General features: G+C 71.4%; 25 protein-coding genes. 10 read left to right on the top strand and 15 right to left on the bottom strand.

Annotated features, from left to right (window positions below):
* Positions 1 to 23 precede the first annotated feature (23 nt).
* Positions 24 to 716 (top strand): GrpB family protein, encoded by a 693-nt coding sequence (locus tag IEY88_RS15245; RefSeq protein ID WP_229693401.1) that lies wholly within the window; start codon positions 24 to 26, stop codon positions 714 to 716.
* Here IEY88_RS15245 and IEY88_RS15240 read toward each other — a convergent pair.
* On the bottom strand, positions 694 to 1,710 hold the full coding sequence (locus IEY88_RS15240) for a GlxA family transcriptional regulator (protein WP_189155332.1): 1,017 nt from the start codon (positions 1,708 to 1,710) through the stop codon (positions 694 to 696). The two genes, IEY88_RS15245 and IEY88_RS15240, sit on opposite strands and share 23 nt — an antisense overlap.
* A 53-nt stretch (positions 1,711 to 1,763) precedes the next feature.
* Between IEY88_RS15240 and IEY88_RS15235 the strand changes: the two genes are divergently transcribed.
* The gene (locus IEY88_RS15235) at positions 1,764 to 2,141 is read left to right on the top strand and encodes a cupin domain-containing protein (protein WP_189155331.1); all 378 of its coding nucleotides are present in this window, start codon (positions 1,764 to 1,766) and stop codon (positions 2,139 to 2,141) included.
* A gap of 124 nt (positions 2,142 to 2,265) precedes the next feature.
* A complete protein-coding gene (locus tag IEY88_RS15230) occupies positions 2,266 to 4,989 on the top strand; it encodes an AfsR/SARP family transcriptional regulator (RefSeq protein WP_189155330.1) in 2,724 nt (907 codons plus the stop codon).
* A 684-nt stretch (positions 4,990 to 5,673) separates the two neighbouring features.
* Here IEY88_RS15230 and IEY88_RS15225 read toward each other — a convergent pair.
* The 4 genes from IEY88_RS15225 to IEY88_RS15210 are packed head-to-tail and all read right to left on the bottom strand — an operon-like array spanning position 5,674 to position 10,744.
* A complete protein-coding gene (locus IEY88_RS15225) occupies positions 5,674 to 7,206 on the bottom strand; it encodes an ATP-binding cassette domain-containing protein (RefSeq protein ID WP_189155329.1) in 1,533 nt (510 codons plus the stop codon).
* Positions 7,203 to 8,039: an ABC transporter permease gene (locus tag IEY88_RS15220; RefSeq protein WP_189155328.1), complete on the bottom strand. Its 837-nt coding sequence runs from the start codon at positions 8,037 to 8,039 to the stop codon at positions 7,203 to 7,205. Before IEY88_RS15220 ends, IEY88_RS15225 begins: the two co-directional genes overlap by 4 nt.
* Complete coding sequence (locus IEY88_RS15215; RefSeq protein ID WP_189155452.1) at positions 8,036 to 8,941, bottom strand: ABC transporter permease; 906 nt, start codon at positions 8,939 to 8,941, stop codon at positions 8,036 to 8,038. Before IEY88_RS15215 ends, IEY88_RS15220 begins: the two co-directional genes overlap by 4 nt.
* A gap of 45 nt (positions 8,942 to 8,986) precedes the next feature.
* On the bottom strand, positions 8,987 to 10,744 hold the full coding sequence (locus IEY88_RS15210) for an ABC transporter substrate-binding protein (protein ID WP_189155327.1): 1,758 nt from the start codon (positions 10,742 to 10,744) through the stop codon (positions 8,987 to 8,989).
* Positions 10,745 to 10,787: 43 nt separating this feature from the next.
* Here IEY88_RS15210 and IEY88_RS15205 point away from each other — a divergent pair, with 43 nt between their 5' ends.
* Together IEY88_RS15205 and IEY88_RS15200 are read left to right on the top strand one after the other, a co-directional pair.
* A complete protein-coding gene (locus IEY88_RS15205; RefSeq protein ID WP_189155326.1) occupies positions 10,788 to 11,615 on the top strand; it encodes a M55 family metallopeptidase in 828 nt (275 codons plus the stop codon).
* 49 nt (positions 11,616 to 11,664) lie between these two features.
* Entirely contained in the window at positions 11,665 to 12,951 is a 1,287-nt protein-coding gene (locus IEY88_RS15200; protein ID WP_189155325.1) for a M20/M25/M40 family metallo-hydrolase, read from the top strand.
* A gap of 100 nt (positions 12,952 to 13,051) precedes the next feature.
* On the opposite strand, the gene IEY88_RS15195 is transcribed toward IEY88_RS15200, so the two are convergent.
* The 4 genes from IEY88_RS15195 to IEY88_RS15180 form a co-directional block, all read right to left on the bottom strand.
* Positions 13,052 to 13,627 (bottom strand): pyridoxamine 5'-phosphate oxidase family protein, encoded by a 576-nt coding sequence (locus tag IEY88_RS15195; RefSeq protein WP_189155324.1) that lies wholly within the window; start codon positions 13,625 to 13,627, stop codon positions 13,052 to 13,054.
* A gap of 316 nt (positions 13,628 to 13,943) precedes the next feature.
* On the bottom strand, positions 13,944 to 14,522 hold the full coding sequence (locus IEY88_RS15190) for a DinB family protein (RefSeq protein WP_189155323.1): 579 nt from the start codon (positions 14,520 to 14,522) through the stop codon (positions 13,944 to 13,946).
* Positions 14,523 to 14,526: 4 nt separating this feature from the next.
* On the bottom strand, positions 14,527 to 15,117 hold the full coding sequence (locus IEY88_RS15185; RefSeq protein ID WP_229693400.1) for a DinB family protein: 591 nt from the start codon (positions 15,115 to 15,117) through the stop codon (positions 14,527 to 14,529).
* 13 nt (positions 15,118 to 15,130) lie between these two features.
* Positions 15,131 to 15,853, bottom strand: a complete 723-nt coding sequence (locus IEY88_RS15180) for a class I SAM-dependent methyltransferase (protein ID WP_189155321.1) — start codon at positions 15,851 to 15,853, stop codon at positions 15,131 to 15,133.
* A gap of 105 nt (positions 15,854 to 15,958) precedes the next feature.
* On the opposite strand from IEY88_RS15180, the gene IEY88_RS15175 reads away from it, so the two are divergent.
* Positions 15,959 to 17,620, top strand: coding sequence for a M14 family metallopeptidase (locus IEY88_RS15175; protein ID WP_189155320.1), 1,662 nt, complete (start codon positions 15,959 to 15,961; stop codon positions 17,618 to 17,620).
* Between the two features lie 9 nt (positions 17,621 to 17,629).
* Here the strand turns inward: IEY88_RS15175 and IEY88_RS15170 are convergent, their stop codons facing one another.
* Positions 17,630 to 18,835 (bottom strand): FAD-dependent monooxygenase, encoded by a 1,206-nt coding sequence (locus tag IEY88_RS15170; protein ID WP_189155319.1) that lies wholly within the window; start codon positions 18,833 to 18,835, stop codon positions 17,630 to 17,632.
* A gap of 86 nt (positions 18,836 to 18,921) precedes the next feature.
* Here IEY88_RS15170 and IEY88_RS15165 point away from each other — a divergent pair, with 86 nt between their 5' ends.
* The 3 genes from IEY88_RS15165 (at position 18,922) to IEY88_RS15155 (ending at position 21,023) form a co-directional block, all read left to right on the top strand.
* Positions 18,922 to 19,458: a TetR/AcrR family transcriptional regulator gene (locus tag IEY88_RS15165; RefSeq protein WP_229693399.1), complete on the top strand. Its 537-nt coding sequence runs from the start codon at positions 18,922 to 18,924 to the stop codon at positions 19,456 to 19,458.
* Between the two features lie 267 nt (positions 19,459 to 19,725).
* Complete coding sequence (locus IEY88_RS15160) at positions 19,726 to 20,175, top strand: hypothetical protein (protein WP_189155318.1); 450 nt, start codon at positions 19,726 to 19,728, stop codon at positions 20,173 to 20,175.
* Positions 20,176 to 20,258: 83 nt separating this feature from the next.
* The gene (locus IEY88_RS15155) at positions 20,259 to 21,023 is read left to right on the top strand and encodes an alpha/beta fold hydrolase (RefSeq protein WP_189155317.1); all 765 of its coding nucleotides are present in this window, start codon (positions 20,259 to 20,261) and stop codon (positions 21,021 to 21,023) included.
* A 4-nt stretch (positions 21,024 to 21,027) separates the two neighbouring features.
* On the opposite strand, the gene IEY88_RS15150 is transcribed toward IEY88_RS15155, so the two are convergent.
* The 4 genes from IEY88_RS15150 to IEY88_RS15135 form a co-directional block, all read right to left on the bottom strand.
* Complete coding sequence (locus tag IEY88_RS15150) at positions 21,028 to 21,573, bottom strand: TetR/AcrR family transcriptional regulator (protein ID WP_189155316.1); 546 nt, start codon at positions 21,571 to 21,573, stop codon at positions 21,028 to 21,030.
* A gap of 23 nt (positions 21,574 to 21,596) precedes the next feature.
* Positions 21,597 to 22,673 carry an agmatine deiminase family protein gene (locus tag IEY88_RS15145; protein WP_189155315.1) on the bottom strand — a complete coding sequence of 359 codons (1,077 nt, stop codon included), beginning with the start codon at positions 22,671 to 22,673 and terminating at the stop codon, positions 21,597 to 21,599.
* A gap of 76 nt (positions 22,674 to 22,749) precedes the next feature.
* Positions 22,750 to 23,535 carry a pentapeptide repeat-containing protein gene (locus IEY88_RS15140; RefSeq protein WP_189155314.1) on the bottom strand — a complete coding sequence of 262 codons (786 nt, stop codon included), beginning with the start codon at positions 23,533 to 23,535 and terminating at the stop codon, positions 22,750 to 22,752.
* A 6-nt stretch (positions 23,536 to 23,541) separates the two neighbouring features.
* Positions 23,542 to 23,943, bottom strand: a complete 402-nt coding sequence (locus tag IEY88_RS15135) for a winged helix-turn-helix domain-containing protein (protein WP_189155313.1) — start codon at positions 23,941 to 23,943, stop codon at positions 23,542 to 23,544.
* A gap of 48 nt (positions 23,944 to 23,991) precedes the next feature.
* Here IEY88_RS15135 and def point away from each other — a divergent pair, with 48 nt between their 5' ends.
* Positions 23,992 to 24,564 carry a peptide deformylase gene (gene def / locus IEY88_RS15130; RefSeq protein WP_189155312.1) on the top strand — a complete coding sequence of 191 codons (573 nt, stop codon included), beginning with the start codon at positions 23,992 to 23,994 and terminating at the stop codon, positions 24,562 to 24,564.
* Here def and IEY88_RS15125 read toward each other — a convergent pair.
* Positions 24,504 to 25,478 carry a coiled-coil domain-containing protein gene (locus tag IEY88_RS15125; protein WP_189155311.1) on the bottom strand — a complete coding sequence of 325 codons (975 nt, stop codon included), beginning with the start codon at positions 25,476 to 25,478 and terminating at the stop codon, positions 24,504 to 24,506. The two genes, def and IEY88_RS15125, sit on opposite strands and share 61 nt — an antisense overlap.
* Positions 25,479 to 25,558 lie beyond the last annotated feature (80 nt).

Here is a 25,558-nt window from a genome sequence, read left to right as displayed (position 1 = left end):
GGCTGCCTGTGAGGGGGTCTGCTGTGAGTGTCGAACGGGAATCGCTGGTGGTGTGGCGGCGGGAGTTGCTGCGGGACTGGTTGCGGGACAACGCCGCGGATCGTGAGTTGTACGCGGCGTCGGGTGCGGCGGTGGAGGTGGAGATCCTCGAACGGGCGTGGGCCGCGGTGGTCGAGGAGCCTGCCGAGGTGGAGTACGTGACCGAGGTTCCACCGCACAACGCGCCGATCACGCTGGAGGAGTACAACCCGCAGTGGCCGTGGTGGTATGCCGTGGAGGAGGCGAGGATCCGGGCGGCGCTGGGGCCGGTGGCGGTGCGGGTGGAGCATTGCGGGTCGACGTCGGTGCCGGGGCTGGCGGCGAAGCCGTTGATCGACATCGTGCTGGTGGTGCCGGACGCGGCGGACGAGGCGTCGTACGTGCCCGCGTTGGTGCGGGCGGGGTACTACCTGCGGTTGCGGGAGCCGGGCTGGTTCGAGCACCGGTTGCTCAAGGGCACGGTGCCGAACGTGAACATGCACGTCTTCTCCCCCGGGTGCGAGGAGGTGGACCGGATGCTGGCGTTCCGGGATCGGCTGCGCTCGCACGACGCGGACCGGGAGGCCTACGAGCGGGTGAAGCGGGAGCTCGCGGTGCGGACGTGGGAGCGGGTGCAGGACTACGCGGACGCGAAGACGCGGGTGGTGCGGCGGATCACCCTGCGGGCGCTGGCGTGACCGGTGCTGAGTTGGTTGGTTCTGGGCTGGCGGGCGCTGGGCTGAAGCGGCGGCGGTAGTCCGAGGGTGTGAGGCCGGTTTCGCGGCGCATGAGGGCGCGCAGGTTGGCGGCGGTGCCCAGGCCGGTGCGGCGGGCGACGACGTCGAAGCGCCTCTCCCCCAGTTCGATGAGCCGGCAGGCGAGGGTGACGCGTTCGCCGGTGAGCCACGCGAGGGGTGTGGTGCCGAGCTGGGCCTGGAAGCGGCGGTGCAGGGTAGCGGGGCTGACGGCGGCGCGGGTGGCGAGGTCGCCGACGGTGAGCGGGGTGTCGAGGTGGTGCTGGGCCCAGGCGAGGACGGGGGCGAGTGACTCGTCGCGCAGGTCGGGTACGGGGCGTTCGACGAACTGGCGCTGGCCGCCGTCGCGGTGGGCGGCGAAGACGAGGCGGCGGCTGACGGAGGCGGCGGTCTGGGCGCCGTGGTCGCGGCGGACGAGGTGCAGGCCGAGGTCGAGGGCGGCGGCGCTGCCGGCGGAGGTGAGGATGTCGCCGTCGTCGACGAACAGGACGTCGGGTTCGAGGTGCACGGCCGGGTAGCGGGTGCGGAAGTCGTCGGCCCACTGCCAGTGGGCGGTGGCGCGGCGGCCGTCGAGGACGCCTGCCTCGGCGAGGGTGAAGGCGCCGCTGCAGAATCCGACGAGGCGGGCGCCGCGGGTGTGGGCGCGGCGGATGGTGTCGAGGACGTCGGGGCGGCGTGGTGCGTCGACGTTGGGGCGGTTGGGCACGATGAGGGTGTCGGCGTGCTCGGCGGTGTGCAGGCCGGTGACGCCGGTGAGGGTGAAGAAGCCGTCGCGCATGACGGTGGCGGGTTCGGGTGAGCAGAGGCGGAAGTCGTAGAGGTGGCCGCCGAGTTCGGGGCGGTGCAGGCCGAAGACCTCGGTGGCGCAGCCGAGTTCGAACGGGTTGGAGTTCTCGTCGACGATCACGACCACGCGGTGCGAGGATTCTTGCGGCATGTGCGATTCCTAGCACTCACGCTCGCGTTCAGGCAACGGCGAGGCTGAACACCATGAACCCCATCTCGCTGGACGACGCCCTGGCCTCGTTCGACGCCCTGTGGAGCCCTCGGATCGTCACCCGCGTCAACGACTACGACGTGCGCGTGGCGAAAGTGCGGGGTGAGCACGTGTGGCACGTGCACGACGACACCGACGAGTTCTTCCTCGTGCTCGACGGTGAGCTGCACCTCGCGCTGCGGGACCCCGAGCGCACGGTCAGCCTCGCGAAGGGCGAGGTGTTCACCGTGCCGCGCGGGACGTTCCACAAGCCGTCGGCCCCGCACGGTGCGCGGATCCTGATGTTCGAGCCGACCGGCACGCTGACCGTCGGTGACCGGCACGACGAGGTCCCGGGGCACGTGGACGCGACGACCGGGCACGAGCTGTGATGCAGGAGATCGCACGTGGCCACCGAGATACGGGCCGTCACCGAGATGCGTTGGTAGTCGATCTGTTCGGCCCAGCGCCCGTTCCGGTCTCGCCGATCAAGGAACTCGGGAACAATCACCCCCTGTGAGGTTCGGGGTGCTCGGTCCGGTGCTGGTCGACGGCGTGGAGGTCGCGGCGCCGCGGCAACGGGCGTTGCTGGCCATGCTCGTGATGGACGCTGGTCGGATCGTGGGGCACGACCAGCTGATCGGCGGCTTGTACCCCGAGCCGCCCGCGGGTGCGGCGAACGCGCTGCAGTCCCAGGTGTCCCGGCTGCGCCGCACCGTCGCGGGCCTGGTCCTCGAGCACCACCCGGCGGGCTACCGGCTCGTCGCCGACCCGGCCGACGTCGACCACCTGCGGTGCGCCGAGCTGCTGCGTGCCGGTCGGGCCGCGGACGCGCTGGCGTTGTGGCGCGGCCCGGCGCTCGCCGACGTGGACGCGCCGTTCGCGCAGGCCGCGCGGCACACCCTGACCGAGCTGCTCATCGAGTGCGCGGTGGCGGGCGGGACGACGAGACACCTCACCGAACTGCTGGCCGGGCACCCGCTGCGGGAGGACCTGCGGGCCGCGCTGATGCGGTCGCTGCACCGCGACGGCCGCCAGGGCGAGGCGCTGGAGGTGTTCGCGCGAGGCCGTGCGCTGCTGGCCGGCGAGCTCGGCGTCGATCCCTCCCCCGCGCTCGCCGCCGCCCACCTGGAGGTGCTCGCGGCCCAGGCGCCGCACCGGGGCGTGCCCGCGCAGCTCACCAGCTTCGTCGGACGCGACGAGGACTTGCGGCGCGTGTCGACGTGGCTGCGCGACAACCGGCTCGTCACCCTCATCGGCCCCGGCGGCACCGGCAAGACCCGGCTCGCCGTCGAGGTCGCCCACCGCGAACCCGGTGAGGTGGCGTTCGTCGACCTGAGCGCCACCTCCGACGTCGCCCGTGCGCTGCTCGACGGCGTCGGGGTCCGCGAGGCGGGGCTGGCGCCGGCGGGTCCGCTCAGCGCCGAGGACCGGCTGCGGGCGGCTCTGGCGGCACGGGAGGTCGTGCTGGTCGTGGACAACTGCGAGCACGTGGTCGACGAGGCCGCCCGCGTGCTCGGCGCCGTCCTGTCCACATGCCCCGGCGTGCGGGTGCTGGCGACGAGCCGTGAGCCGCTGGGCATCACCGGCGAGACGCTGAGCCCGGTGACCGCGCTGGACGACGAGGCGGCGACCCGGTTGTTCCTGGACCGGGCGCGGGCGGTGAAGCCGGGGTTCCACGCCGAGCGCGACCTCGTCGCCGAGGTGTGCCGGCGCCTCGACGGCATCGCGCTCGCGATCGAACTGGCCGCGGCGCGCGTGCGGGCACTGCCACTGGCCGAGATCGCCGCGCGCCTGGACGACCGGTTCCGGTTGCTGTCCAAGGGAAGCCGCACCGCCGCGCCCCGCCATCGCACGCTGCACGCCGTCGTGGAGTGGAGCTGGGACCTGCTCACCGGTCCCGAACGCGACCTCGCCGCCCGCTTCACCGTGTTCAGCGGCGGCGCGGGTCTCGACGCCGTCACCGCCGTGTGCGAGTCCGATGTGGACACACTGGTCTCGCTGGTGGACAAGTCCCTGCTCGAACTCGCCGGCGACCGCTACCGGATGCTCGACACCATCCGCGCGTTCTGCGCCACCCACGCACCCGATCTGCGCGAGCGGCACGCACGCTGGTTCCTCGCCCGCGCGCAGGAAGCCGAACCGCACCTGCGCGCCCACGACCAGATCGACTGGCTCGCCCGGCTGTCCGCCGAGCACGACAACCTCGTCGCCGCCGTCACCTGGGCCACCGGCCACGACGTCGGCCTCGCGCTGGAACTCGTCGCCGCCCTGGCCACCTACCACTGGTGCCGGGGCCTGCGCACCGAGGCCGCCCGGCAGGCCGACGCCGTGCTGCACGCCTGCGGCGAGACCCCGCCGCCGGGTCACGAGCAGGAGTACACGCTGTGCCTGCTGCTCGCGTGGCCGATCGCGACCGGTGACCAGAGCGCCCGCATCCGCCAGGCCGACGCCCTGCTGACCGCGCTCGACGCCCCGCCGCGCTACCCGATCATGACGATGATGTGGGGCATGGCGCTCGGGGCGCCGGAGAACGACTCCACGGTGTGGCACCGCCGCACCCGGCTGCTGGGCGACGACGCGTGGAGCGCGGCACTCGTGCTGGTCGGGGACGGTCTCATGGCGCGCTTCGCGGGCGAGACGGCGGTCGCGCGGGACCTGCTGCTGCGGGGCGCGGCGGCGTTCACGCGGGTCGGTGACCGGTGGGGTGCGGCGCTGGCGTTCAACCAGCTCGGCGAGATCGCGCTGACCGACGGCGACGCCGCGAATGCTCTGATCCACATCGAACGGGCCCGCGGGCTGCTCACCGAGCTCGGCGCCAGCGAGGACACCGCCGAGGCCGTCAACGGCCGTGCCCAGGCCAAGATCGCCGCGGGTGACCTCGACGGGGCGAGAGCGGACTTCGTCCTCGCGTTGTCACTGGCCGAGCGGGCAGGGGCGCTCGTGGTGCGCGCGGGCGCCCACCTCGGGCTGGCCACGCTCGCCCGCGTCACCGGTGACCACGCGACCGCACGAGCGGAGTGCGACCGGGCGTGGGAGCTGTGCCCGGTCGGCTGGTACGGGCCCGACGAGATGCGCTGTCACATCGCCGTGCAACGCGGTCTGGTCGCGCGCGACCGAGGCGACCTCGACGAGGCCCGGCAGCACTTCGAGGACGCGCTGCGGCGTGCGCTGGGACAGCGCAACCGCGTAACCGAGACCGCCGTGCGCGCCGAACTCGCCGCGCTGGCCGTGACCTGAGCCGCCGCCACCACAGCCACGCCGGCAGCCTGCGGTGCGCGATGAACGTCCACAGGTCGTCCTGCGCCACCTCGTCGGGATGGCGGCGCAGCACCTCCAGGCACTCCCGCGACACCACCCCGTGCAGGCGGGCCACGTGCGCGAGCGCCGTCGCGCCCTGGCGGCGGACCTCGATGCGGTTGTGGTCCAGCGCGCGGGCCACCCGCCGCGAGACCACCAGCGGGTCCGGGTACGACAACGCGAGACCGATCACCGCCACCCCGACCATGTCCTCGCCGCGGTCGAACGCCGCGTCGACCTCCTCCGGCCGCACCGCGCCCATCAGCGCGGCGTCGTCGTGCCAGTCCATCCCCTCGCCGCGCATCACCCGGTCCAGCAGGAACCGCTGCCGGCCGTCGGAGCGTTGCCCAGTGTGCTCCCAGTCCGCGGCCAGGTAACGCCACACCGCGGCGGTGTCGACACGGGAGGTCGAGGCGAGGATGCGGCACAGTTCCAGCACGTGCCCGGGTTCGCTGGCCTGCGCGAGCTCGCCCAGCACACCGGGCGGGCGGCCCAGGTCCTGCCACGCCAGTGCCGCCAGCGCCGGCACCTCCTCGACGCGCACCCAGCCGTCGGCCCCGCCCCGCCCGATCTCGGCGGGCGTCAGCGAGGCCCGGTAGCGGGCGTGTTCGAGCGGGATCACCCTCACACCCGCGGCACCGCGCGCAGCAACGCACGCGTGTAGTCGTGAGAGGGGGCGAGCAGGACCTTCTCCACCGAGCCTTGTTCCACGATTGTCCCCTGGTGCATCACCGCGACCCGGTCGGCGATCTGCCACGCCAGCCCTAGGTCGTGCGTGATGATCAATGAAGCAAGGCCCAGTTCGCGGCGCAACCGGAGCAGCAGCGCCACGACCTCCCCGCGCACCGAGGCGTCCAGCGACGCGACGGGCTCGTCGGCCACCAGCAGACGGGGCCCCAGCACCAGTGCCCCGGCGATCACCACCCGCTGCTGCTGACCCCCGGACAGCTCGTGCGGCAACGACTCCAGGTACAGGCTCGCCGGACGTAGCTCCGCCCGTTCCACAGCGGCCGTGACCAGGGCTTCCTCGTCGCCGGGGACACCGTGCACGCGCAGTCCCTCCGCGACGGCGTCGAACACCGCGTGCCGGGGGTTCAGGGCACTGGAAGGATCTTGGAGGACGAGCTGGACCTGGCGCCGGAACGCCTTGAGCGCCCGGCCCGTGCGGGCCACCTCGGCACCGTCGAAGATCACCCGACCGGAGGACGGTGTCCGCAGCCCCATTATGGTACGAGCCAGTGTCGTTTTGCCGGAGCCGGACTGGCCGACCAGCGCCACGATCTCGCCCCGCCCGACCGTCAGGTCCACACCGTCGACCGCGCGCGTGCGCCCGTAGTCGACCACCAGGTCCCGGACCTCCAGCAGCGGCTCCGGCTCGCCGGCGGGTTCGGCCCAGCGGTGCGCGGGGTCGCCGATCACCGGGAACGCCGCCGTCAGCGCCGCGGTGTGCGGATGGCGGGGGTTCGCGATCACCTCACGGGTCCGGCCGCGCTCCACCAGCTCGCCGCGGTGCATCACCGCCAGGTCGTCACACGTCTCCGCCAGCACCGACAGGTCGTGGCTGATCATCAACAGGCCGAGGTCCTGCTCGGCGACCAGGCGCCCCAGCACCGCCAGCACCTGGGCCTGCACCACGACGTCGAGCGCGGTGGTCGGCTCGTCCGCGATGACCAGGCGCGGCCCGCACGCCAGCGCCATCGCGATCATCACCCGCTGCCGCTGCCCGCCCGACAGCTCGTGCGGGTAGGCCCGCGCCTTCTCACGCGGCAGCTCGACCTGCTCCAGCAGCTCGGCGACGCTGCCGGGCGTGCCGTGCAGGCGCATCGGCTCGGCGATCTGGTCACCGACGCGGTGCACCGGGTTGAGCGAGTGCATCGCGCCCTGGAACACGATCGACGCCGACGCCCACCGCACCGCCCGCAACCGGCCCCACGACATCGTCGCCACGTCGTCGCCGTCGAGCAGGACCTCGCCCCGCACCCGCGCGGCCCTGGGCAGCAGCCGCAGCACCGCCATCGCCACCGTCGACTTGCCCGACCCCGACTCACCCGCCAGGCCCAGCGTCTGCCCCGGCGCGAGCGTCAGGTTGACGTCGTTGACGACGCACTTCGGTCCGTAGTGGACCGTGAGGTTCCTCAACTCCAGCAACGGGTTCACCTCTTCGGCGTCACAACGGCTTCGAGTGCGCGCCCCACCAGCGTGAACGCCAGCACCACGGCCACGATCGCCAGCCCCGGCGGCAGCAGGTACCACCACGCCCGCTGCGGCACCGCGCCGTGCAGCTGGGCCTGGTGCAGCAGCGCGCCCCACGAGATCCGCGTCGGATCCCCGAGGCCGAGGAACGCCAGCGTCGACTCGGCCACGATCGCCGACGCCACCGCCAGGGTCGCGTTGACCAGCACCAGCGGCACCACCGACGGCAGCACGTGCCGTCCGATCACGTGCGCGTGGCCGCCGCCCAGCGCGCGTGCGCGTTCCACGAACGGACGGGCCTCGATCGTCAGCGTCTGCGCCCGCACCATCCGCGCCGTCGACGGCCAGCTCGTCAGCCCGATCGCCAGGATGATCGTGCCCAGCCCGCGCGGCAGCACCGTCGACAGCGCGATCGCCAGCACCAGCGCCGGCAGCACCAGGAAGAAGTCCGTGACCCGCAGCAGCGCGCCCGCGAGCAACCCGCCGAAGTGACCGCTCAGCACACCCACGAGCGTGCCGATGCCAACCGACAGCACCGCCGCCGTCAGCCCGACGAACAACGACGTGCCCGTGCCCTGCGCCATCAGCAGCGCCACCGACCGTCCGGTGTGGTCGGTGCCCAGCCAGTGCCCCGCGCCCGGCAGCTGCCACGCCGCCGCCGTCACCCGCGTGACGTCCAAGGCGTCCGCGGGGATCAGCAGGGGCGCGACCAGGGCGATCACCGCGGCCGCGACCAGCACCGCCGCGCCGGCCGTTCCCGTGCGCTGGGCCAGCAACCCGGCCCTGAACGTGCTCATACGACCTTCACCCGTGGATCGAGGACCCCGTGCAGCAGGTCGGCCAGCAGGTTCATCACCACGACCGCGCCCGCCGTCACCACCAGCAGCCCCTGCAGCAGGAAGTAGTCCGGCCCGGTCAGCGCGTCGTAGAACAACAACCCCAGCCCCGGCCAGGAGAACACCGTCTCCGTCGTGATCGCCCCGGCCACCACCAGCCCGAACCGCAGGAACACCAGCGTGATCGCCGGCAGCACCGCGTTCGGCACGGCGTGCCGGCGCCGCACCAGGTCGTCGCGCAGGCCCTTGGCACGCGCGGTCGTCAGGTAGGGGGCGTGCATCTCCTCGAGCAGCGACGACCGCATCACCAGCGCGTACTCCGCGCACACCACCGCGACCAGCGTCACCGACGGCAGCACCAGGTGATGACCCACGTCGAGCGCCTGGGAGACGAAGTCCGGCGCCGTGTCGGTGTCGCGCATGCCCCGCGACGGGAACAGGTCCCCCGTCACCATCATCAGCAGCATGCCGAGCCAGAACGTCGGCACCGCCCACAACGTCAGCGACACCCCCGTCGTGACCCGGTCGAACGCCGAGCCCCGCCGCCACGCCGAGCGCACCCCGAGCCACAGCCCGAGCAGCACCGCGATCAGCGTCGCCGTCCCGACCAGCAGCACCGTCGGCCCCAGGCGTTCGAGGATGACGTCCGCGACCGGGCGGCGGAACGTGAACGACGTCCCCAGATCCCCCCGCAGCAGCGAGGTGAAGTAGCTCCAGAACTGCTCGGGCAGGGAGCGGTCCAGGCCGAACTGCGCGCGCAGCTCGGCCTGCATCGCCGCGGTGGTCGGGCGGCCGCGCGTCATCGACACCACGGGGTCGCCCGGCACCACCCGGAACAGGAAGAAGCCCAGCACCGCCACCATCAGCAAGCTGAGCGCGGCACCACCGAACCGACCGGCCAGACGCACCTACTCGCGCTCCCCCGCCGTCGCCTTGCGGCGCCGTGTCACCACCACGAACGCCAGCACCAGCACCGCGACCGCCGCGCCCGCGACGGCGAACCCGCCCCAGCCCGTGCTCCCGGCCTGCGAGGTGCGCACCGCCGGTTCGGCGCCGTAGTAGCCCCACATGCCGTTCTGCGCCATGATCACGCCCCCCTGCGCGGGCTGCGTCGTGAACTTGGCGAAGTGGTCGGAGCGGTAGCCCTCCAGCGCGTTGTCGTAGGCGAGCACGACGGCGGGCACCTGGTCGTAGAAGCGGGCCTGCATCTGCTTGACGATCTCGACGCGCTTGGCTTCGTCGAACTCCGAGAGCTGCTGGGCGTAGAGCCTGTCGTAGGTCTCGTCGCAGAAGTAGGTGTCGGTGGTGCCGCCCTTGCCGTCCGCGCCCGGCCGTTGCGCGCAGGTGTGCAGGCTCAGCACGAAGTCCGGGTCGATGTTGGTCGACCAGCCCGAGAACGCCAGGTCGTAGGTGGCGGCGGTGGTGGACTCGTTGAGCTGGTTGTCCGACACCAGGCGCACGTCGAGCGGGATGCCGATGTCGCCCAGCGACCGCTTGAGGTACTCGCTTGCCTGCTCGTCGTAGGCGCGTCCGGCGCGGCCGATCAACCGCAGCGGGAAGCGGGTGCCGTCGGCCTTGCGGGGCAACCCGGCGGCGTCCAGGGCCGCGTTCGCCGCGGCGGGGTCGAACGTGCGCAGCTCGGCGGCGCCGGGCTGCCAGTGGTACTTGCCGAACACCGGCGGCACGAGCCCGGCGCCCTTCTCCGCGTACCCGAGGTTCACCCGCGCGATCAGCGCGTCCAGATCGATGGCCCGCGCGATCGCCCGGCGCACCCGCACGTCGCGCAGCACCGGGCTGCCGTCACCGATCGGCTCGCCGGTGCGGGTCTGCGCGCCGGGGTTGATCATCAGCTCGGTGAAGCGCCGGCCCTGCGCCTTGTTGCGGGTGACGCCCGGCTTGCCCTGCAGGGAGTCGAACTGGGCCGGTGCCATCCTGTTGACCAGGTCGATCTCGCCCTTGCCCAGCGCCTGCACCGCGGCGTCGGAGTTCTGGAAGTACACGAAGTGCAGCTCGTCGAACTTCGCCGCGCCGCGCCAGTAGTCCTTGTTGGCCTTGAGCTTGATGAACTGCCCCGGCACGTGCTCGGACAGCACGAACGGCCCGGACCCCACGACGGGCATCCGGTCGTTGGCGTAGTCCTTGATGCTGCCGGCCTTCTCCCACACGTGCTTGGGCACGATCGGGACGTCCAGCGCCAGCATCGTCACCTGCGGCGCCTTGGTCGTGATGACCACGGTCCGGTCGTCGGTGGCGGTGACGGACGAGAAGTTCGCGACGAAGCTGCCGTTCGCGGTCCGGGCGACCTCGTCGGTCATCATCAGGGTGAAGGTGAACGCGACGTCGCGGGCGGTGATCGGCACGCCGTCGGACCACTTCTTGCCCTCGGGGACCGTGAAGGTCCACGTCAGCTTGTCGGCCGAGGGCTCCCACCTGTTCGCCAGGCCCTCGGTGACTGACTGGTCCGACGCGGAGTACGCGGTCAGGTAGTCGTACATCAACCGGCCGACCTCGGTGCTCGACTGGAACACCGCGAGGAACGGGTTCATCGAGTCGATCTGCTGCACGATCGCGACCTTCAGCACCACCGGCTGCTGCGCCGGTGCCGGAGGTGCCGAAAGCCCCAGAGTCGTTGCCACGGCAAGCAACGCGCACAACTTCACCCGCACGAAAACCCCTCTTCCCCAGCAGCCACCGCTAACTTACCGAGATGTGCGGATCATGATCTCGGCGGACATGGAAGGCGCCACCGGAGTCACCTGGACCGGGGACGTCATCCCCGGTACCGAGCAGTGGCAACGGTTCCGGCGCCTGTTCACAGCAGACGTCAACGCGTGCGTCACCGGCCTGGTCGCGGGCGGGGCGCAGCAGGTGGTCGTCAACGAGGCGCACTCCTCGCAACGCAACCTCCTGCTCGAAGACCTCCACGACGCGGCACGCCTGCTCACCGGCCGGCACAAGCCGTTGTCGATGATGCAAGGTATCGACTCCGATGTGGACGGAGTGGTGTTTCTCGGCTACCACACCGGCGCGGGCGCCCGCGGCGTGCTCGCCCACACCTACCTGGAGAACTCGATCACCGGCGTCTGGCTCGACGGCGTGCCCGCCTCCGAGGGCCGGCTCAACGCCGCACTCGCCGCCGAACACGGCGTTCCCGTGCTGCTCGTGACCGGTGACGACCTCACGTGCGAGGACGCCGTCTCCTACGCCGCCTCGGCGTGGACCGTGGCCGTCAAGCAGTGCGTGTCGCGGTACGCGGCCGTGTGCCTGCCACCCGCCGTGACTTCTTCACAGATCACAGAAGCGGCCACCGCCGCCATGGCCTGTGCGGGCCGCGCCACCGGCGTCGTGGCGCCGCACCGCGTGGAGATCGAGTTCGACGCCACGCACCTGGCCGACGCCGCCGCGATCGTGCCGACCGTCGAGCTGCTCGGGGCACGCCGCGTCGGGTTCGACGCCGCGTCGATGACCGAGGCGATGAAGGCGTTCAAGGTCGTCACGCACATCGCGGCCGAGGCGGTCGAGGGCATCTACGGCTGACACGGGGTTGCGGCGATTCCACCTCACACGTGCGGATACGGTGGGATTCATGCCGCTGGACGTCGCGCAGGTCTGCGCACAGCTGATCCGGTTCGACACCACCAACCGCGGCGGTGGCGAGAGCGCCGGCGAACGGGAGGCCGCCGAGCACGTCGCGGCGCTCCTGCACGACAACGGCGTGCCCGCCACACTGCTCGAACCGGCCCCGCGGCGCACCAACGTCCTCGCCCGCGTGCACGGCACCGACCCGTCGCTGCCCGCCGTGCTGGTCCAGTCGCACCTCGACGTCGTGCCCGCCGACCCGGCCGAGTGGAGCTTCGACCCGTTCGCCGGGGAGATCCGCGACGGGTTCGTGCACGGCCGGGGCGCGGTGGACATGAAGGACATGGCCGCGATGACGCTCGCCGTGCTCAGCCGCTGGCACGCCGAGGGCCGCCGGCCGCGCCGCGACGTGGTGCTGGCGTTCGTCGCCGACGAGGAGGACCAGGGCGCCTACGGCGCGCACTGGCTCGTGGAGCACCACGCCGCCCACTTCGCCGGGGTCGGGGCGGCGATCAGCGAGTCCGGCGCGTTCTCCTACGACGTCGGCGGCGTGCGGCTCTACCCGATCGGCACCGCCGAGCGCGGCACGTCGCACATGAGGCTCACCGCCACCGGCCGCGCCGGGCACGGGTCGCGGCGCAACGACCAGAACGCCGTCACCGCCCTGGTGACCACACTGGGCCGCATCGCGGCGCACCAGCACCCCGTGCGGCTCACCCCGACCGTCGAGGCGTTCCTCGTCGGCGCGGGCAAGGCCCTGGGCGTCGAGGTCGACCTCGACGACGTCGACGGCACGCTCGCCAGGCTCGGACCCGCCGCGAAACTGGCGGAGAACACCGTGCGCTGCTCGACCACACCGACGATGCTGCAGGCCGGGTACAAGGTCAACGTCATCCCCGGCACCGCCACGGCCCACCTCGACGTCCGCACCCTGCCCGGCACCGTCGACGAGCTCGTCGCCACGATCGACTCGCTGCTGGCCGACGGGGTGAGCCGCGAGTTCCTCGAGCACCAGCCACCCGTCGAGGCGCCGATCGACACCCCGTGGTTCACCGCCATGGCCGACGCGCTGCGCGACGAGGACCCCGCCGCGGCCGTCGTCCCGTACTGCCTGGGCGGCGGCACCGACGCCAAGGCGTTCAGCCGGCTGGGCATCCACTGCTACGGGTTCTCACCGCTGCGGCTGCCCGAGGGGTTCGACTACCGGGCGATGGCGCACGGCGTCGACGAACGCGTACCCGTGCAGGGCCTGGAGTTCGGCGTGCGCGTCCTGGACCGCTTCCTGTCGAGCTGACCGGCACACCGCCCGCTCCCTGCTGAGCGGGCGGCCGAGGAACGCCTGCGAACTCGCTCTTCGTCATGCCCCGGGACAGAGCCGTCGCGACGATCTCGACTCAGCGCGGCGGCAGCGGCAGCTCCATCGCGGGCAGGCCGTCGATGCTCGCGATGTTGTACGGCTTGTTGTTCGTGTACTCGCGGAACTCCTCCTCGCTCTTGCGGCCGAAGTGGTTCGAGTGCAGGTCGCGTTCGGCGCGGTAGTCCATGAACGGCACCGCGAACCCGCACGTGTCGCTGATCAGCTCCGCGCTCACTACGATCACCGCCCGCAGCCCCGGCCCGTCCGCCTCGCCGAAACCCGCCGCCAGCCCGGCGAACCGCGGGTCGTCGCGGAACACCGGCTCACCGCGGCCGTGGATCCGCACGATGTTCGGCGCCCCCTCGAACGCGCACCACATCAACGTCACGCGCCCGTTCTCCCGCAGATGCGCGATCGTCTCGGCGTGACTGCCACCGAAGTCCAGGTAGGCCACCGTGCGGTCATCGAGGATCCGCAACGTCCCCTGCCGGCCCTTGGGCGAGAGGTTGACGTGCCCGTCACCCGCCAGCGGAGCCGTCGCCACGAAGAACACCTTCTGGTTCTCGATGAACTCCCGCAGCCGCGGCTCGATCCGCTCGTATTCCTTACCCATGCTCAGCAGTATCGATCGCCTCGCGGAACCTGTCAGCCGTCTTTCCCAGGTGGTGAACCAGCTCCGGCCCGTCCACGAAGAACCCGCACCCCAGCACGCCCAGGTACACCGCCAGCAGCTCCACCGTGTCCGCGGCCCTCCACTGGCGGTGGCCGGTGCCGGGACGTTCCTGGGAGTGCGTCCCGGCACCCGGCCACCACCAGCTGTGCTCACGCCACGCCTGCCGCCGAACGCGCCCCCAACTCCAGCCACACGTGCGTGGTCAAAGCCATACCCGCTGCCCTGCGCGCTTCCAACTCCAGCCACACCCATGTGGTCAGGCCATACCCGCTGCCGTGCGCGCCTCCAGCTCCACCCGGTCCCGGTAGACCTGCCAGTCCTGATCGGGCAGGTTCGAGGTGCCCGAACGCAGCCCCGCCACACCGTCGAGGCCCTCGCGCAGGATGTCCGCGTGCCCGGCGTGCCGGTTCACCTCCGCGATCTGGTGCACCAGCAGCAGGTGCAACGTCACGTACTTGCGCTCCTCGGGCCACCACGGCACGACCCCCGGCGCGTCCAGCGGCAGCTCCTCGATGCTCGTGTCCGCGAACGCCGTCGCCCGCGCGAACAACCCGAGCACGTCCTCCCGCGACTCCCCGGCCGTGGCGAACATGTCCGAGTTCGGGTCGGCGTCCACGTCGAAGGGCAGCTTCTCGGGGAACGGACGGCCCAGGCAGTCGCCGAAGTAGCCCGCCTCGACCCCGGCCAGGTGCTTGACCAGGCCCAGCAGGTTCGTGCCCGTCGGCGTCAACGGGCGCCGCACGTCGTACTCCGACAGGCCGTCGAGCTTCCACAACAACGCGTCGCGGGCGGCCTTCAGGTAGCGGTGCAGGTCGGATTTCGGGTCAGAGGCCATGCCCTCACCCTCGCAGAGCCGGGTCCGCGGCGGCGGCGATTTCCTCCAGCCGGGCGTGGTGCCCCGCCCACCAGGACGCCTCCACCTCCGGCATGTTCGTGTTGCCGTCCTGCATGCCCACCGCGCCGTCGACCAACTCCCGCACCACGTCCGCGTGCCCGGCGTGGCGGTGCAGCTCGACGATCACGTCCAGCAGCACCTCCCGCAACGACACCGCACGCCGGCTCTCCGACCACCACGGCACCACACCCGGCGCGTCCACCGGCAACGCCGCGATCGTCTCGTCGGCGTACGCCCGCACCCGCCCGTAGAAGGCGACGACCGACTCCCGCGACTCGTCGAGCGAGGCGTACATGTCCGAGGCCGGTAACGCCTGCGCCGTCGACCACAGCGGCGCGCCGGGGAACGGGCGGCCGAACACGCGGCCGAAGTAGTTGAGCTCCACCCCGGCCGCGTGCTTCACCAGGCCCAGCAGGTTCGTGCCCGTAGGCGTCAACGGGCGCCGCACGTCGTACTCCGACAAGCCGTCGAGCTTCCACAACAACGCGTCGCGGGCCTCGTTCAGATACCGGTGCAGCAGTGCCTTCTCGTCCACATCGAGAAGCGTCTCAGACGGCACCGACAGTTCTGAGCACCAGCAGATCGAGGTGGTCCACCACCGGGCCGGACTCGACCTCGGCCGCCGCCAGCAACCGCTCCCGGCCCGCCTCGAACTCCGCCGCCGACAGCGACCGCAGCAGCGTGTCCGCCTCCTGCCGCAGCGTCGAAGCCTTGTCCGCCAACGACAACGCAGTCACCTGAGCCACCGCCTCCAGCCGGTCCACGACGAACCCCATGCCGTCCGCGACCTCGCCGACCGTCGGGAACCCCGACAGCGCCCGCACCGCCTCGGGGAAGAACCGGAACACCCCGATCCCGTGATGCCGTTCGCGGAACAACGACCGCAGCACCACCACCCCGCCCGGCCGCAGCACCCGCCGCACCTCCACCCCCGCGGCGGGCAGGTCGCGCACGTGGTGCACGACCGTCGACATCCACACCACGTCCACCGACGCGTCCGGCAACGGAATCGCCCCAGCGTCTCCGGCGAGCATCCCCAACCCCGACGCACGCCTCATGTCCGCCGACGGCTCCACCGCCACCACCGACACCTCCGGGAACCACGCCCCGAACGCCCGCACGAACAACCCCGTCCCGGCCCCCAGGTCCAGCACCACGCGTCCCGGCGCGAAATACGGTGCCACCGCGGCCCGCCACGACGACAACCCCTCGAGCGAGATCTCGCGGGCCACCCGGTACGCGGTGGCTTCCTCCACGTCGTAGCGCGTCATCCCACCAGCTAACGCCATACGTATGGCGGGATGACAGTGAGGCTTCACACGCACTAAACATCGGGGAGCCATGTCCCTGCCGTGGTCACGAAAGGGTTGCCCTGCATGCGAAAGAGCCATCTCAGACCCCTGATCGGGGTCACCGTCGCCGCGAGCGTCGTGTTCGCCATGGGAGGCGTGCCCACCGGCGCGGCCCCCGGCGCCGAGGAAACGTCGACGAACTACCAGGTCAGCAACGTCCGCACCGCTGATCAGCGCACCAAGCTCGCCAAGTCCGGTGCCGCCATCGACTCGGTCGAGGAACACGGCATCGTCGTGATCACCGCGACCGCGCGCGAGGCCAAGAACCTGAAGGCACAGGGGTTCGAGGTCACCGAGCTGCCCAAGCGGATGGAGGCGAGCTCGGCCATCGGCCCGTTCGACTTCCCCGCGGCGGACTCGAACTACCACAACTACGCCGAGATGACGACGGCGATCAACAACGCCGTCGCGGCGCACCCGAACCTGATCAGCAAACAGGTCATCGGCAAGACCTACGAGAACCGCGACATCCTCGCCCTCAAGATCAGCGACAACGTCGCGGCCGACGAGAACGAGCCCGAGGTGCTGTTCACCGCGCACCAGCACGCGCGTGAGCACCTCACCGTCGAGATGGCGCTGTACCTGATCAACCAGTTCACGAGCCAGTACGCGTCCGACGCGCGCATCAAGGGCCTCGTGGACACCCGCGAGATCTGGATCATCCCGGACGTCAACCCCGACGGCGGCGAGTACGACATCGCGACCGGCACCTACCGGTCGTGGCGCAAGAACCGGCAGCCCAACGCCGGTTCGGCCAACGTCGGCACCGACCTCAACCGCAACTGGAACTACAAGTGGGGCTGCTGCGGCGGTTCCAGCGGCAGCACCGGTTCGGAGACCTACCGCGGGCCGAGCGCGGAGTCCGCGCCCGAGGTGAAGGTCGTGGCCGACTTCGTGCGCGGCCGCAACGTCGGCGGCAAGCAGCAGATCACCGCGTCCATCGACTTCCACACCTACAGCGAGCTCATCCTGTGGCCGTGGGGCTGGACCTACGACGACGTCGCACCGGGCCTGACCCAGGACCAGCGCGACACGTTCGCCACCATCGGCCAGTCGATGGCCTCGACGAACAACTACACACCCGAGCAGTCCAGCGACCTCTACATCACCGACGGGTCGATCCCCGACTGGCTGTGGGGCACGCAGGGCATCTTCGCCTACACCTTCGAGATGTACCCCGGCAGCGCCGGCGGTGGCGGCTTCTACCCGCCCGACGAGGTGATCCCGGCGCAGACCGCCCGCAACAAGGAGGCCGTGCTGCAGCTACTGGACCGCGCCGACTGCCCGTACGAGGCCATCGGCAAGGAAGCGCAGTACTGCGGCGTGAACCCGCCGGACCCCGGTGGCAAGTTCTTCGAGAACGCCGCGGACTTCCAGATCAGGGACAACACCACGATCAACTCCCCGATCACCGCGTCCGGCCTGACGGGCAACGCCCCGTCGACGCTCAAGGTCGCCGTGGACATCAAGCACACCTACCAGGGCGACCTGAAGGTGGACCTGGTGGCTCCGGACGGCACCGTGTACGTGCTGCACAACCGCTCCGGCGGCGGCACGGACAACATCAACACCGCCTACACCGTCAACGCCTCCAGCGAGGCCGCCAACGGCACCTGGCAGCTGCGGGTCAACGACAACGCCAACCAGGACACCGGGTTCCTCGACAAGTGGAGCCTGCAGTTCTGAGCTGAGCCGTCAGGGCGCCGGAGTTCCGGCGCCCTGACGCCCGTAGTCGCGCACCCGCATCGAGTCGTGCATCCGCACGCCCTTCGAGTTGAGCTTGGCCAGCGGCCGCACCACCCACGACGGCAACGACGTGAGCACCTGCGCGCCCCGCGTCAGACCCCACACGCCGAGCCGCGTCGACGGGATCAGCGTCTTCGCGACACCGAGCGCGAACGCCCTGCTGCGGTGCACCAGGTCCCGCATCTCGTTCTCGTAGCGCGCGAACGCCGCCGCGTGGTCCCCGCCCGCGGACAACTCGCCCGCCAGCACGTACGCGCCCAGCACCGCGAGGCTGGTGCTGCCGCCGATCGCCGGGCCGGGGCAGTACGCCGCGTCCCCGACCAGCGCCACCCGCCCGCGTGACCACGTGTCCGTCCGCAGCTGGGTGATCGAGTCGAAGTAGAACGCGCCGTCGCCGTCCAGGTGCTCCAGCCACGAGTCGACCTCGGGATGCAGTCCGCGCAACGCCTGCCGCAGCAGCTCCTTCTGCCGTGCCACGTCGCGATGGTGGTAGGACAGCTCGGGCGAGCGGAACAGGAACACCGCGCGGGCGTCGTCGAGGTGCCGTGCCCCGTACACCGCCGCGGTGCGTCCCGGTCCGATGTGCCCGATCATCTCTCCCGGGACACCCAGATCGCGGGGTACCGACAGCACCGCCAGATACGCGCCCACGAACGTCTTGGCGACCTCGCCGAACACCAGCCGCCGCACGTTCGAGTGCAGCCCGTCCGCGCCGATCACGAGGTCGAACCGGCGCGGCGCTCCGGTCTCGAACGTCACCTCGTCGCCGATGGACGTGATCGAGTCGCCGAACACGTACTCGACGTCCTTGCGGGTGGCGTCGTGGTAGATCTCGCTCAGGTCGTCGCGCATGACCTCGACGTGCCGGTCCGACGCGGCCGCGAACAGCTTCGTCACGTCGGCGCTGAGCGGCTTGCGCGTCCCCTCGCGCAGGTACGTCAGCCGCGTCGTGCCGGTCGCCAGCGTCTCAATGCGCGGCAGCACCCCCATGCGTTCGGAGATGTCCATCGCCGGCTTGAACAGGTCCACCGCGTGCCCGCCGGTCTTGCGCAGCACCGGTGACCGCTCCACCACCGTCACCTCGTGCCCGTGCCGGGTGAGCCAGTAGGCGAGCACCGGACCTGCGATGCTGGCCCCGGAGACGAGAACACGCACGTCAAACCCCCTTACTTAACGGTCGGTAAGTGACTTGCCGCGAGCGTACACCCGAGACTTACCGATCGTTAAGTAGGATTCTGGGCGTGGTACGACAGTCCGACACCAAGCAGCGGATCATGCAGACCGCGCGGGAGCTGTTCGCACGTCAGGGCGTGCAGCAGACCAGCCTGCAGGAGATCGCCGACCGCCTCGGCATCACCAAACCCGCGCTCTACTACCACTTCGCCTCCCGCGAGGACCTCGTCCGCAGCATCGTCACCCCGCTGCTCGACGACGGCGAGAAGTTCCTCGCTCGCATGGAACAGCGCACCGACGTGCCGGCGCGCGAACTCGTCGAGGGCTTCTTCGACTTCCACCACCGCCACCGCAAGGACATGTTGCTGCTGCTCACCGAGCTGACCACGCTCGCGGAGCTCGGCCTGATCGACGTCGTGCTGTCCTGGCGCGCCCGGCTCACCGCCCTGGTGTTCGGACCCGAGGCCACGCTGGAGCAGCAGGCTCGCGCGGTGCTCGCGTTCGGCGGCATGCAGGACTGCACCATGCAGTTCCCCGACGCCCCGTTCGACGAACTGCGGGCCGCGACCGTCACCGCCGCGAGCGCCGCGCTGGGGATCGACTGACCGATCGGAGATCCCGATCGAGGTCAGCGGCACTGTCAGACCCCCGTCGCTACCGAGGAGCCGCGCAACGCTTGCCGATCTTCCAGCCGACGTTGCCGAAGCACCAGCGCGAGAACTCGGACGCCAGCGTCGTGCCGGACGAGATCAGCCAACGACGTCCACATCCCGGAACCCCGGCCACCAGGGGTTGCCGAGCCCGGCGGACGCGCGTCAAAAGCCGCCGTTCGGTCGCTGTCGATCCGCGCCGGGAGGGACGAACATCACGCGATGCCCCTCCGCCGCGCCTGGGTGCTGCCGCTGACACCGACCGCCGTCGTGCTCCTGATCGCGATCGCCCTCGTCCCCGTCACCGGCTCCCACGAAGCGTGGCTGCTCGTCGTCCCGATCACCGCCGTGCTGCTCGCGAGCGCCGTCGCGGCCGCCGCCGGACACCTCTCGGGCCACCTCACCGGGCACCCCTGGCCGATGGCCCTCGCCACCGGCGTGATCACCGCCACCACCCCGTTCGCGGTCGGCGGCCTGCTCGGCGGACCGGTACCACCGCTGCTCGTCCTGCCCTGGCTGGTCTTCGGCCTCGGCGCCGGCTACTGGCAGCTGCACCTGTGCGAGGGAGCGCGATCGCGCCCTCTGCACGCCGCCATAGGATTCAGCTACACCTTCGTGTTCACCGCCGTGACGCTGCTGTTCGCAGTGGTGTCCGCGCGGCTCGTCGACTAGATGAGAACGGACTCTCGGAAACCGCGCTCGGCCCGTCTGAGCGCGAGGTAGGGTCCTGAAACCGATTAACCGCCGGGAGAGACATGCGCGCCGTCGAGATCAGACCTGGGGTCCGGATCCGCTGGGTCGAAGTGCCGGGTGCCACGCCGGCACGCGTCTACCTGCACGGACTGGGCGCCTCGTCGGCGCCCTACTACGCCGAGGCAGTCGCGCACCCGCTGCTGGCCGGCCGCCGCAGCCTCATGCTGGACCTGCTCGGCTTCGGCATCAGCGACCGCCCCGCGGGCTTCGCCTACTCCCTCGAGGGCCATGCCGACGCCCTCGCCGTCGCGCTCGCGAAGATCGGCCTGCGCCGCTGCGAGATCATCGGCCACAGCATGGGCGGCGCCGTCGCCATCGTGCTCGCCGCACGCCACCCCGAGATGGTGCGCTCGCTCGTGCTCGTCGACCCCAACATCGACCCCACCACGCCGTCGCTCGGCGCCCCCGGCAGCCGCGGCATCGCCGCCTACGGTGAGGCGGACTTCCTCAGCCACGGCTTCGACCGCGTGCTGCGCGACGTGGGCCCGCACTGGGCCGCCACCATGCGCATGGCGGGCCGCGAAGCCCTCTACCGCAGCGCCGTCGACCTCGTCCGCGGCACGTCCCCGACGATGCGCAAGCTGTTGCTGGAACTGGAGATCCCGCGCGTGCTGCTGCACCCCGAGGACGCCCCGCCCGGTGGCGGCCGCGAACTCGCCGGAGCCGACGTGCAGCTCGTCTCCGTGCCGAACACCGGCCACAACATCATGATCGACAACGTCGAGGGCTTCGCGCGCGCCGTCGCCCAGCAGCGCCTGTCCGTCTAGGGCCCTAGTCCAGTTCGCGGGCGATCGCGCCGGCCAGCAGCTCCCGCGCCCGCCGCAGGGTCAGCGAGCCGCTGTGCCAGCGCTCGCTCAACCCCTCGACGAGCGCGGTGAGCCGTTCCGCCGCGGCCACCGCGTCGAGCTCCGGATCCACCTGCCGCACCAGCGTTTCGACGTCGGCGTTCCACGCCTCGGTGGCCGTGCGCAACGTCGCGCGCAGCTCCTCGTCAAACGCCGCGCTCGCCCGCAGCTCACCCCACGCGACGCTGGTCTCCCGCACCACCGCGTCGTCCTGCAGCTCGCCCAGGAGCATCTGCTCGACCCGTGTGCGCGGGTCGTCGGACTCGGCCCCGCCGGTGTAGGACCGCGCGCGCTGGTTCACGTGCTCCAGCGCGGCCCGCAGGATCCCGGCACGGTCCTTGAAGTGGTAGTAGATCAACGCCGTGGACACCCCGGCCTCGGCCGCGAGCTTCTCGACGCGCAACCCGCGCACGCCGTCCTGCGCGATCACCCGCACCGCGGCCTCGAGCATCTGGGTCCTGCGCTCCGACACTGGCGCCCTCACTTCCGTTCTCGCTACCGGGGTTGCTGCTGCGTGGTGCAGTGGATGCCGCCCCCGCCCGACGCGATGGCGTCGATGTTGATCTGCACCACCGTACGTCCGGGGAACAGCCGCTCCATCGTCGCCTTCGCCGCGGCGTCCGCCCGCCGGTCACCGAACTCCGGCCCGACCACGGCACCGTTGCACACGTAGAAGTTGACGTACCCGGCCGCGAAGTCCTCATCCCGCACCCGGACCGTCTCGGGCCCTTCCATCACCTCGACCCGCAACGGCCTGCCCGCCGCGTCCGTGGCGCCGCGCAGGATCTCCAGGTGACGGCGCGTCACGTCGTAGTCGAACGACTCGGGGTCGTTGTCCAGCCCCGCCACCACCACGCCGGGCCCGGCGAACCGCGCGTAGAAGTCGGTGTGGCCGTCGGTGATGTCGCGCCCGGCGATGCCCGGCAGCCAGATCACCTTCCTGATCCCCAGCAGGCGCGCGAGCTCGGCCTCGACGTCGCTCTTCTGCCAGCCCCGGTTGCGGTTGCTGTTGAGCACGCAGCTCTCGGTGATGATCGCCGTGCCCTCACCGTCGACCTCCAGCGCGCCACCCTCCAGCACCAGGTCCGTCCGCACCCGCTCCGCACCGGCCTGAGCGGCGACGAACCCGGCGACCTTCGCGTCACCACGGTGGTCCTGCTTGCCGCCCCAGCCGTTGAAGTTGAAGTCGACCGCACCGCCGCCGGTCACGAAAACAAGTCCGGTGTCGCGCATCCACAGGTCGTCGAACTCCGCTGTCACCAGCTCGACCCCCGGCATCAACGACCGGGCCAGCTCCAGGTCCTCGGCCCGCACCAGCATCGACACCGGCTCGAACCGGGCGATCGTCGTCGCGACCGCGGCCTGGTCACGCCGCACCTGGGGCAGCAGATCCGGGCCCCAGATCCGCTCGCCGGCCGCGAACGCCATCCACGTCCGCTGGTGCGGCTGCCCCTCCTCGGGCATGACCCACGACTTCTCGCCGGCGGTGGTGCCGCCGGTCCCGCTCCCGCACCCGGCGACCAGACCGCTGATGGCGGCTGCCGCCGACTGCACGAAGTTGCGCCTGTTCATGCCCCCACCGTATTCCTGACTAAATTTTCAGTCAAGTCGAAACCGCTGGTAGAGCCGTCACATGAGCGTGGGAGCGTCAGTGGCGCCTGGCGGGCGCCGTCCAGTGCGCGGGCCGGGACAGCGCCTCGGGCAGCTTCGTCCGCGCGTTGCCCCGCGCCGCGTTCACCTGCGGCTGGGTCAGGAACAGGCAGGTGCTCAGGTCCGCCCCCGACAGGTCGGCGCCCCGCAGATCGGCGCCGATCATGTCCGCCCGCGACAGGTCGGAGTTCGTGAGATCCGCGCCGATCAGGTACGCGCCGCGGAAGTCCGCGCTGCTCAGGTTCTTGTTGCGCAGCCGCGCCCCGATCAGGTCGGCGCCCCGGTAGGACTTCGCGCTGGCCCGCAGCTGTTCGCTGGTGCGCAGCAGCAGGACGTTCACCTTCGCCCGGATCTCCGCGACGTCGAGCGCGAGGATGTCCTCCGGCGTGGCGACGGTGTGCTGTTCGACGTCGGCGTAGGCCTCGGCGAGATCGTCGTGCGGGTCCAGGCGGCGCGCCTCGGCGAGGTACCAGAGCAGCTCGTGCAGCTGCCGCACGACCGGGAACACCGCGAACATCTTCTGCCGCTCGCCGGTGCGCCAGTCGACGCCGGCGAACACCGTCTGCGACACGCGCTGGCCCGCGCCGAAGCAGTCGTAGACCGTGCAGCCGGGATAACCCTTCTGCCGCAACTGGTCGTGGATGCCGCAGGAGTGGTCGGCCAGCAGGTTCCGGCAGGGTGAGCCCGCGTCCTTGGTGGCCGCGAAGTCCGCCGACCTGGCGAACGGCAGCGCGACGCAGCACAATCCGAAACAGTTGGCGCAGTCGCCTTTCAGCTCGTCCATCGCCGGTCAGCCTACTGGGTTGCCGGTGCGCAACCTGACCTCCGCCGTCACGGCCACCGCGTCCGCGGGGCGCGTGCCCCGGTCGCGGTAGCGGAACAGCAGGCGCCGGATCGACGCGCTGATCTCCGCCATCTCGTCCGGGGTCACGTGGATGAGCGCGGTGAACGCGTCGTCCGCCGGCTCGTCGTCGGTCTCCCACCGCAGCTGCCACGGGCGTGCCTTGCCGCCCTGGTGCGGCGCTTCCTCGATCAACCCCAGCTCAGCGAGCTGCCGCAGGTGGAACGAGCACGACCCCGAACTCTCGCCGAGTCGTGCGGCGGCCTGGGTCGAGGTGAGCGTGCCGTGCTCGGCCAGCAGGTCGAGCAACGCGAGGCGCACGGGGTGGTCCGGTAGCGGGCGTCGGGACATGACGGGCACCCTACCGATAACTTTGCAAAGACTGCTACTTTGCAAAGCATGCCTGGTTCACCCCGCCGCATCACCGTCGTCGGCGAAGAGATCCTGACCCGCCGCTGCCGCGAGGTCACCGAGTTCGGCACGCCCGAGCTCACCCGGCTGATCGACGACATGTTCGCCACCAACCACGTAGCCGAGGGCGCCGCCATCGCCGCGAACCAGGTCGGCGTCGACGCGCAGCTGTTCGTGTGGGACATGACCGACGAGTGGGGAACCCGCCACACCGGCCACATCCTCAACCCCGTGCTCGACGACGTGCCCGCTGACCAGCGCACCCTCCTCGAGGAACCGGAGGGCTGCCTGTCCGTGCCGGGCCCGTACCGCGTCGTGGCCCGCCTCGACCGCGCCGTCGTGCGCGGCCAGGACAAGGACGGCATCCCGATCGTCGTCGAGGGCAGCGGCTACTTCGCCCGCTGCCTGCAGCACGAGACCGACCACCTGCACGGCAGGCTCTACCTGGACCGGCTCACCCAGCGCGAACGCAAGTCCGCCCTGCGCGAGATGGCGGCTTCTCAGGACGAGGTCTTCGCCCGCCGCGCTGCCCGCAGCTCCTCCGCCGCCTCGTCCAGCTGACGTTCCGCACGCTCGGCGCGGGTCAGCGTCTGGGTACGCGCGTCCTCCACGACGGCGAGCGTCTGCCGTACCGCCGCCACCTGCTCCGCGCTCTCCTGCCTGACCTGCGCGAACCGCGTCTCGAACTCCCCGCGTGACCGCTCCAGCTCAGCCCGCGCGTCCGCGGCGGCCTGCTCGGCGCGTTCCGCTCGCACCACTGCCTGATCCCGTGCCTTCGCGGCCCGGCTGACGGTCTCCGCCGCCTCCTGTCGCGCCTGGCCAGCGGCCTCGACCGCCGCGGACGCCTCGGCTTTGGCCTGTTCCACCACGGCCTGCGCCTCCACGCGCGTCCGTTCGACCTCCTGGGCGGCCTGGGCACGAGCCTGTTCGATCTCCTTGGCCGCCTGCCTTCGCGCCTGCTCGGCGTGCTTCACCGCATCGGACTTCGCCTGCTCAGCCGCCTCCAGCGCCTGACGCACCTTCTCGTCGGCCTCGGCCCGGATCTCCTCGACCACCGCGGCGGCCTGCACCCGGACCTCGGCGATCTCCGCCTCAGCACGGTCAACAGCGACCCTCGCCGCCTCGCGAGCCTCGTCCCGTTCCGTCACCGCGGTGTCGACGGCGTCGTCGGCCTCCTCCGCCGCGCGCACCGCCTGCTCGGTGGTCTCCTCGGCGGCCTTGCGCGCCTGCTCCGCCTCGTGCCGGCGTCGTTCCGCGGAAGCCACCTCGGCCTGCGCCTCCGCGACCCGTCGCGCGGCCTCGGCTTCGGCGGCCTGCACCAGGCTCTCGGCGACACTCGGGTCAGCCATCGCGTTCAGCTCACCGACGGCCCGTCCGAGGGTCTGGTGCATCTGCTCCGACAGCACCCGGAACCGGTCGAGGAGCTCTTCGGCCCTGATCTTGGCGGTACCGGAGACCCTGGGGAGATTCGTCACGGTGACGACCTCCACGTTTTGCTCGGGGGCTTCCGCCAGTCGCTGCCTCTCCCGCCACGCCCGCCAGCGCGTGTGCTCCG

The sequence above is a fragment of the Lentzea pudingi genome (genome assembly GCF_014646255.1).
GTDB classification, from domain to species: Bacteria; Actinomycetota; Actinomycetes; order Mycobacteriales; family Pseudonocardiaceae; genus Lentzea; species Lentzea pudingi.
This window is presented reverse-complemented; position numbering and strand designations above follow the sequence as displayed.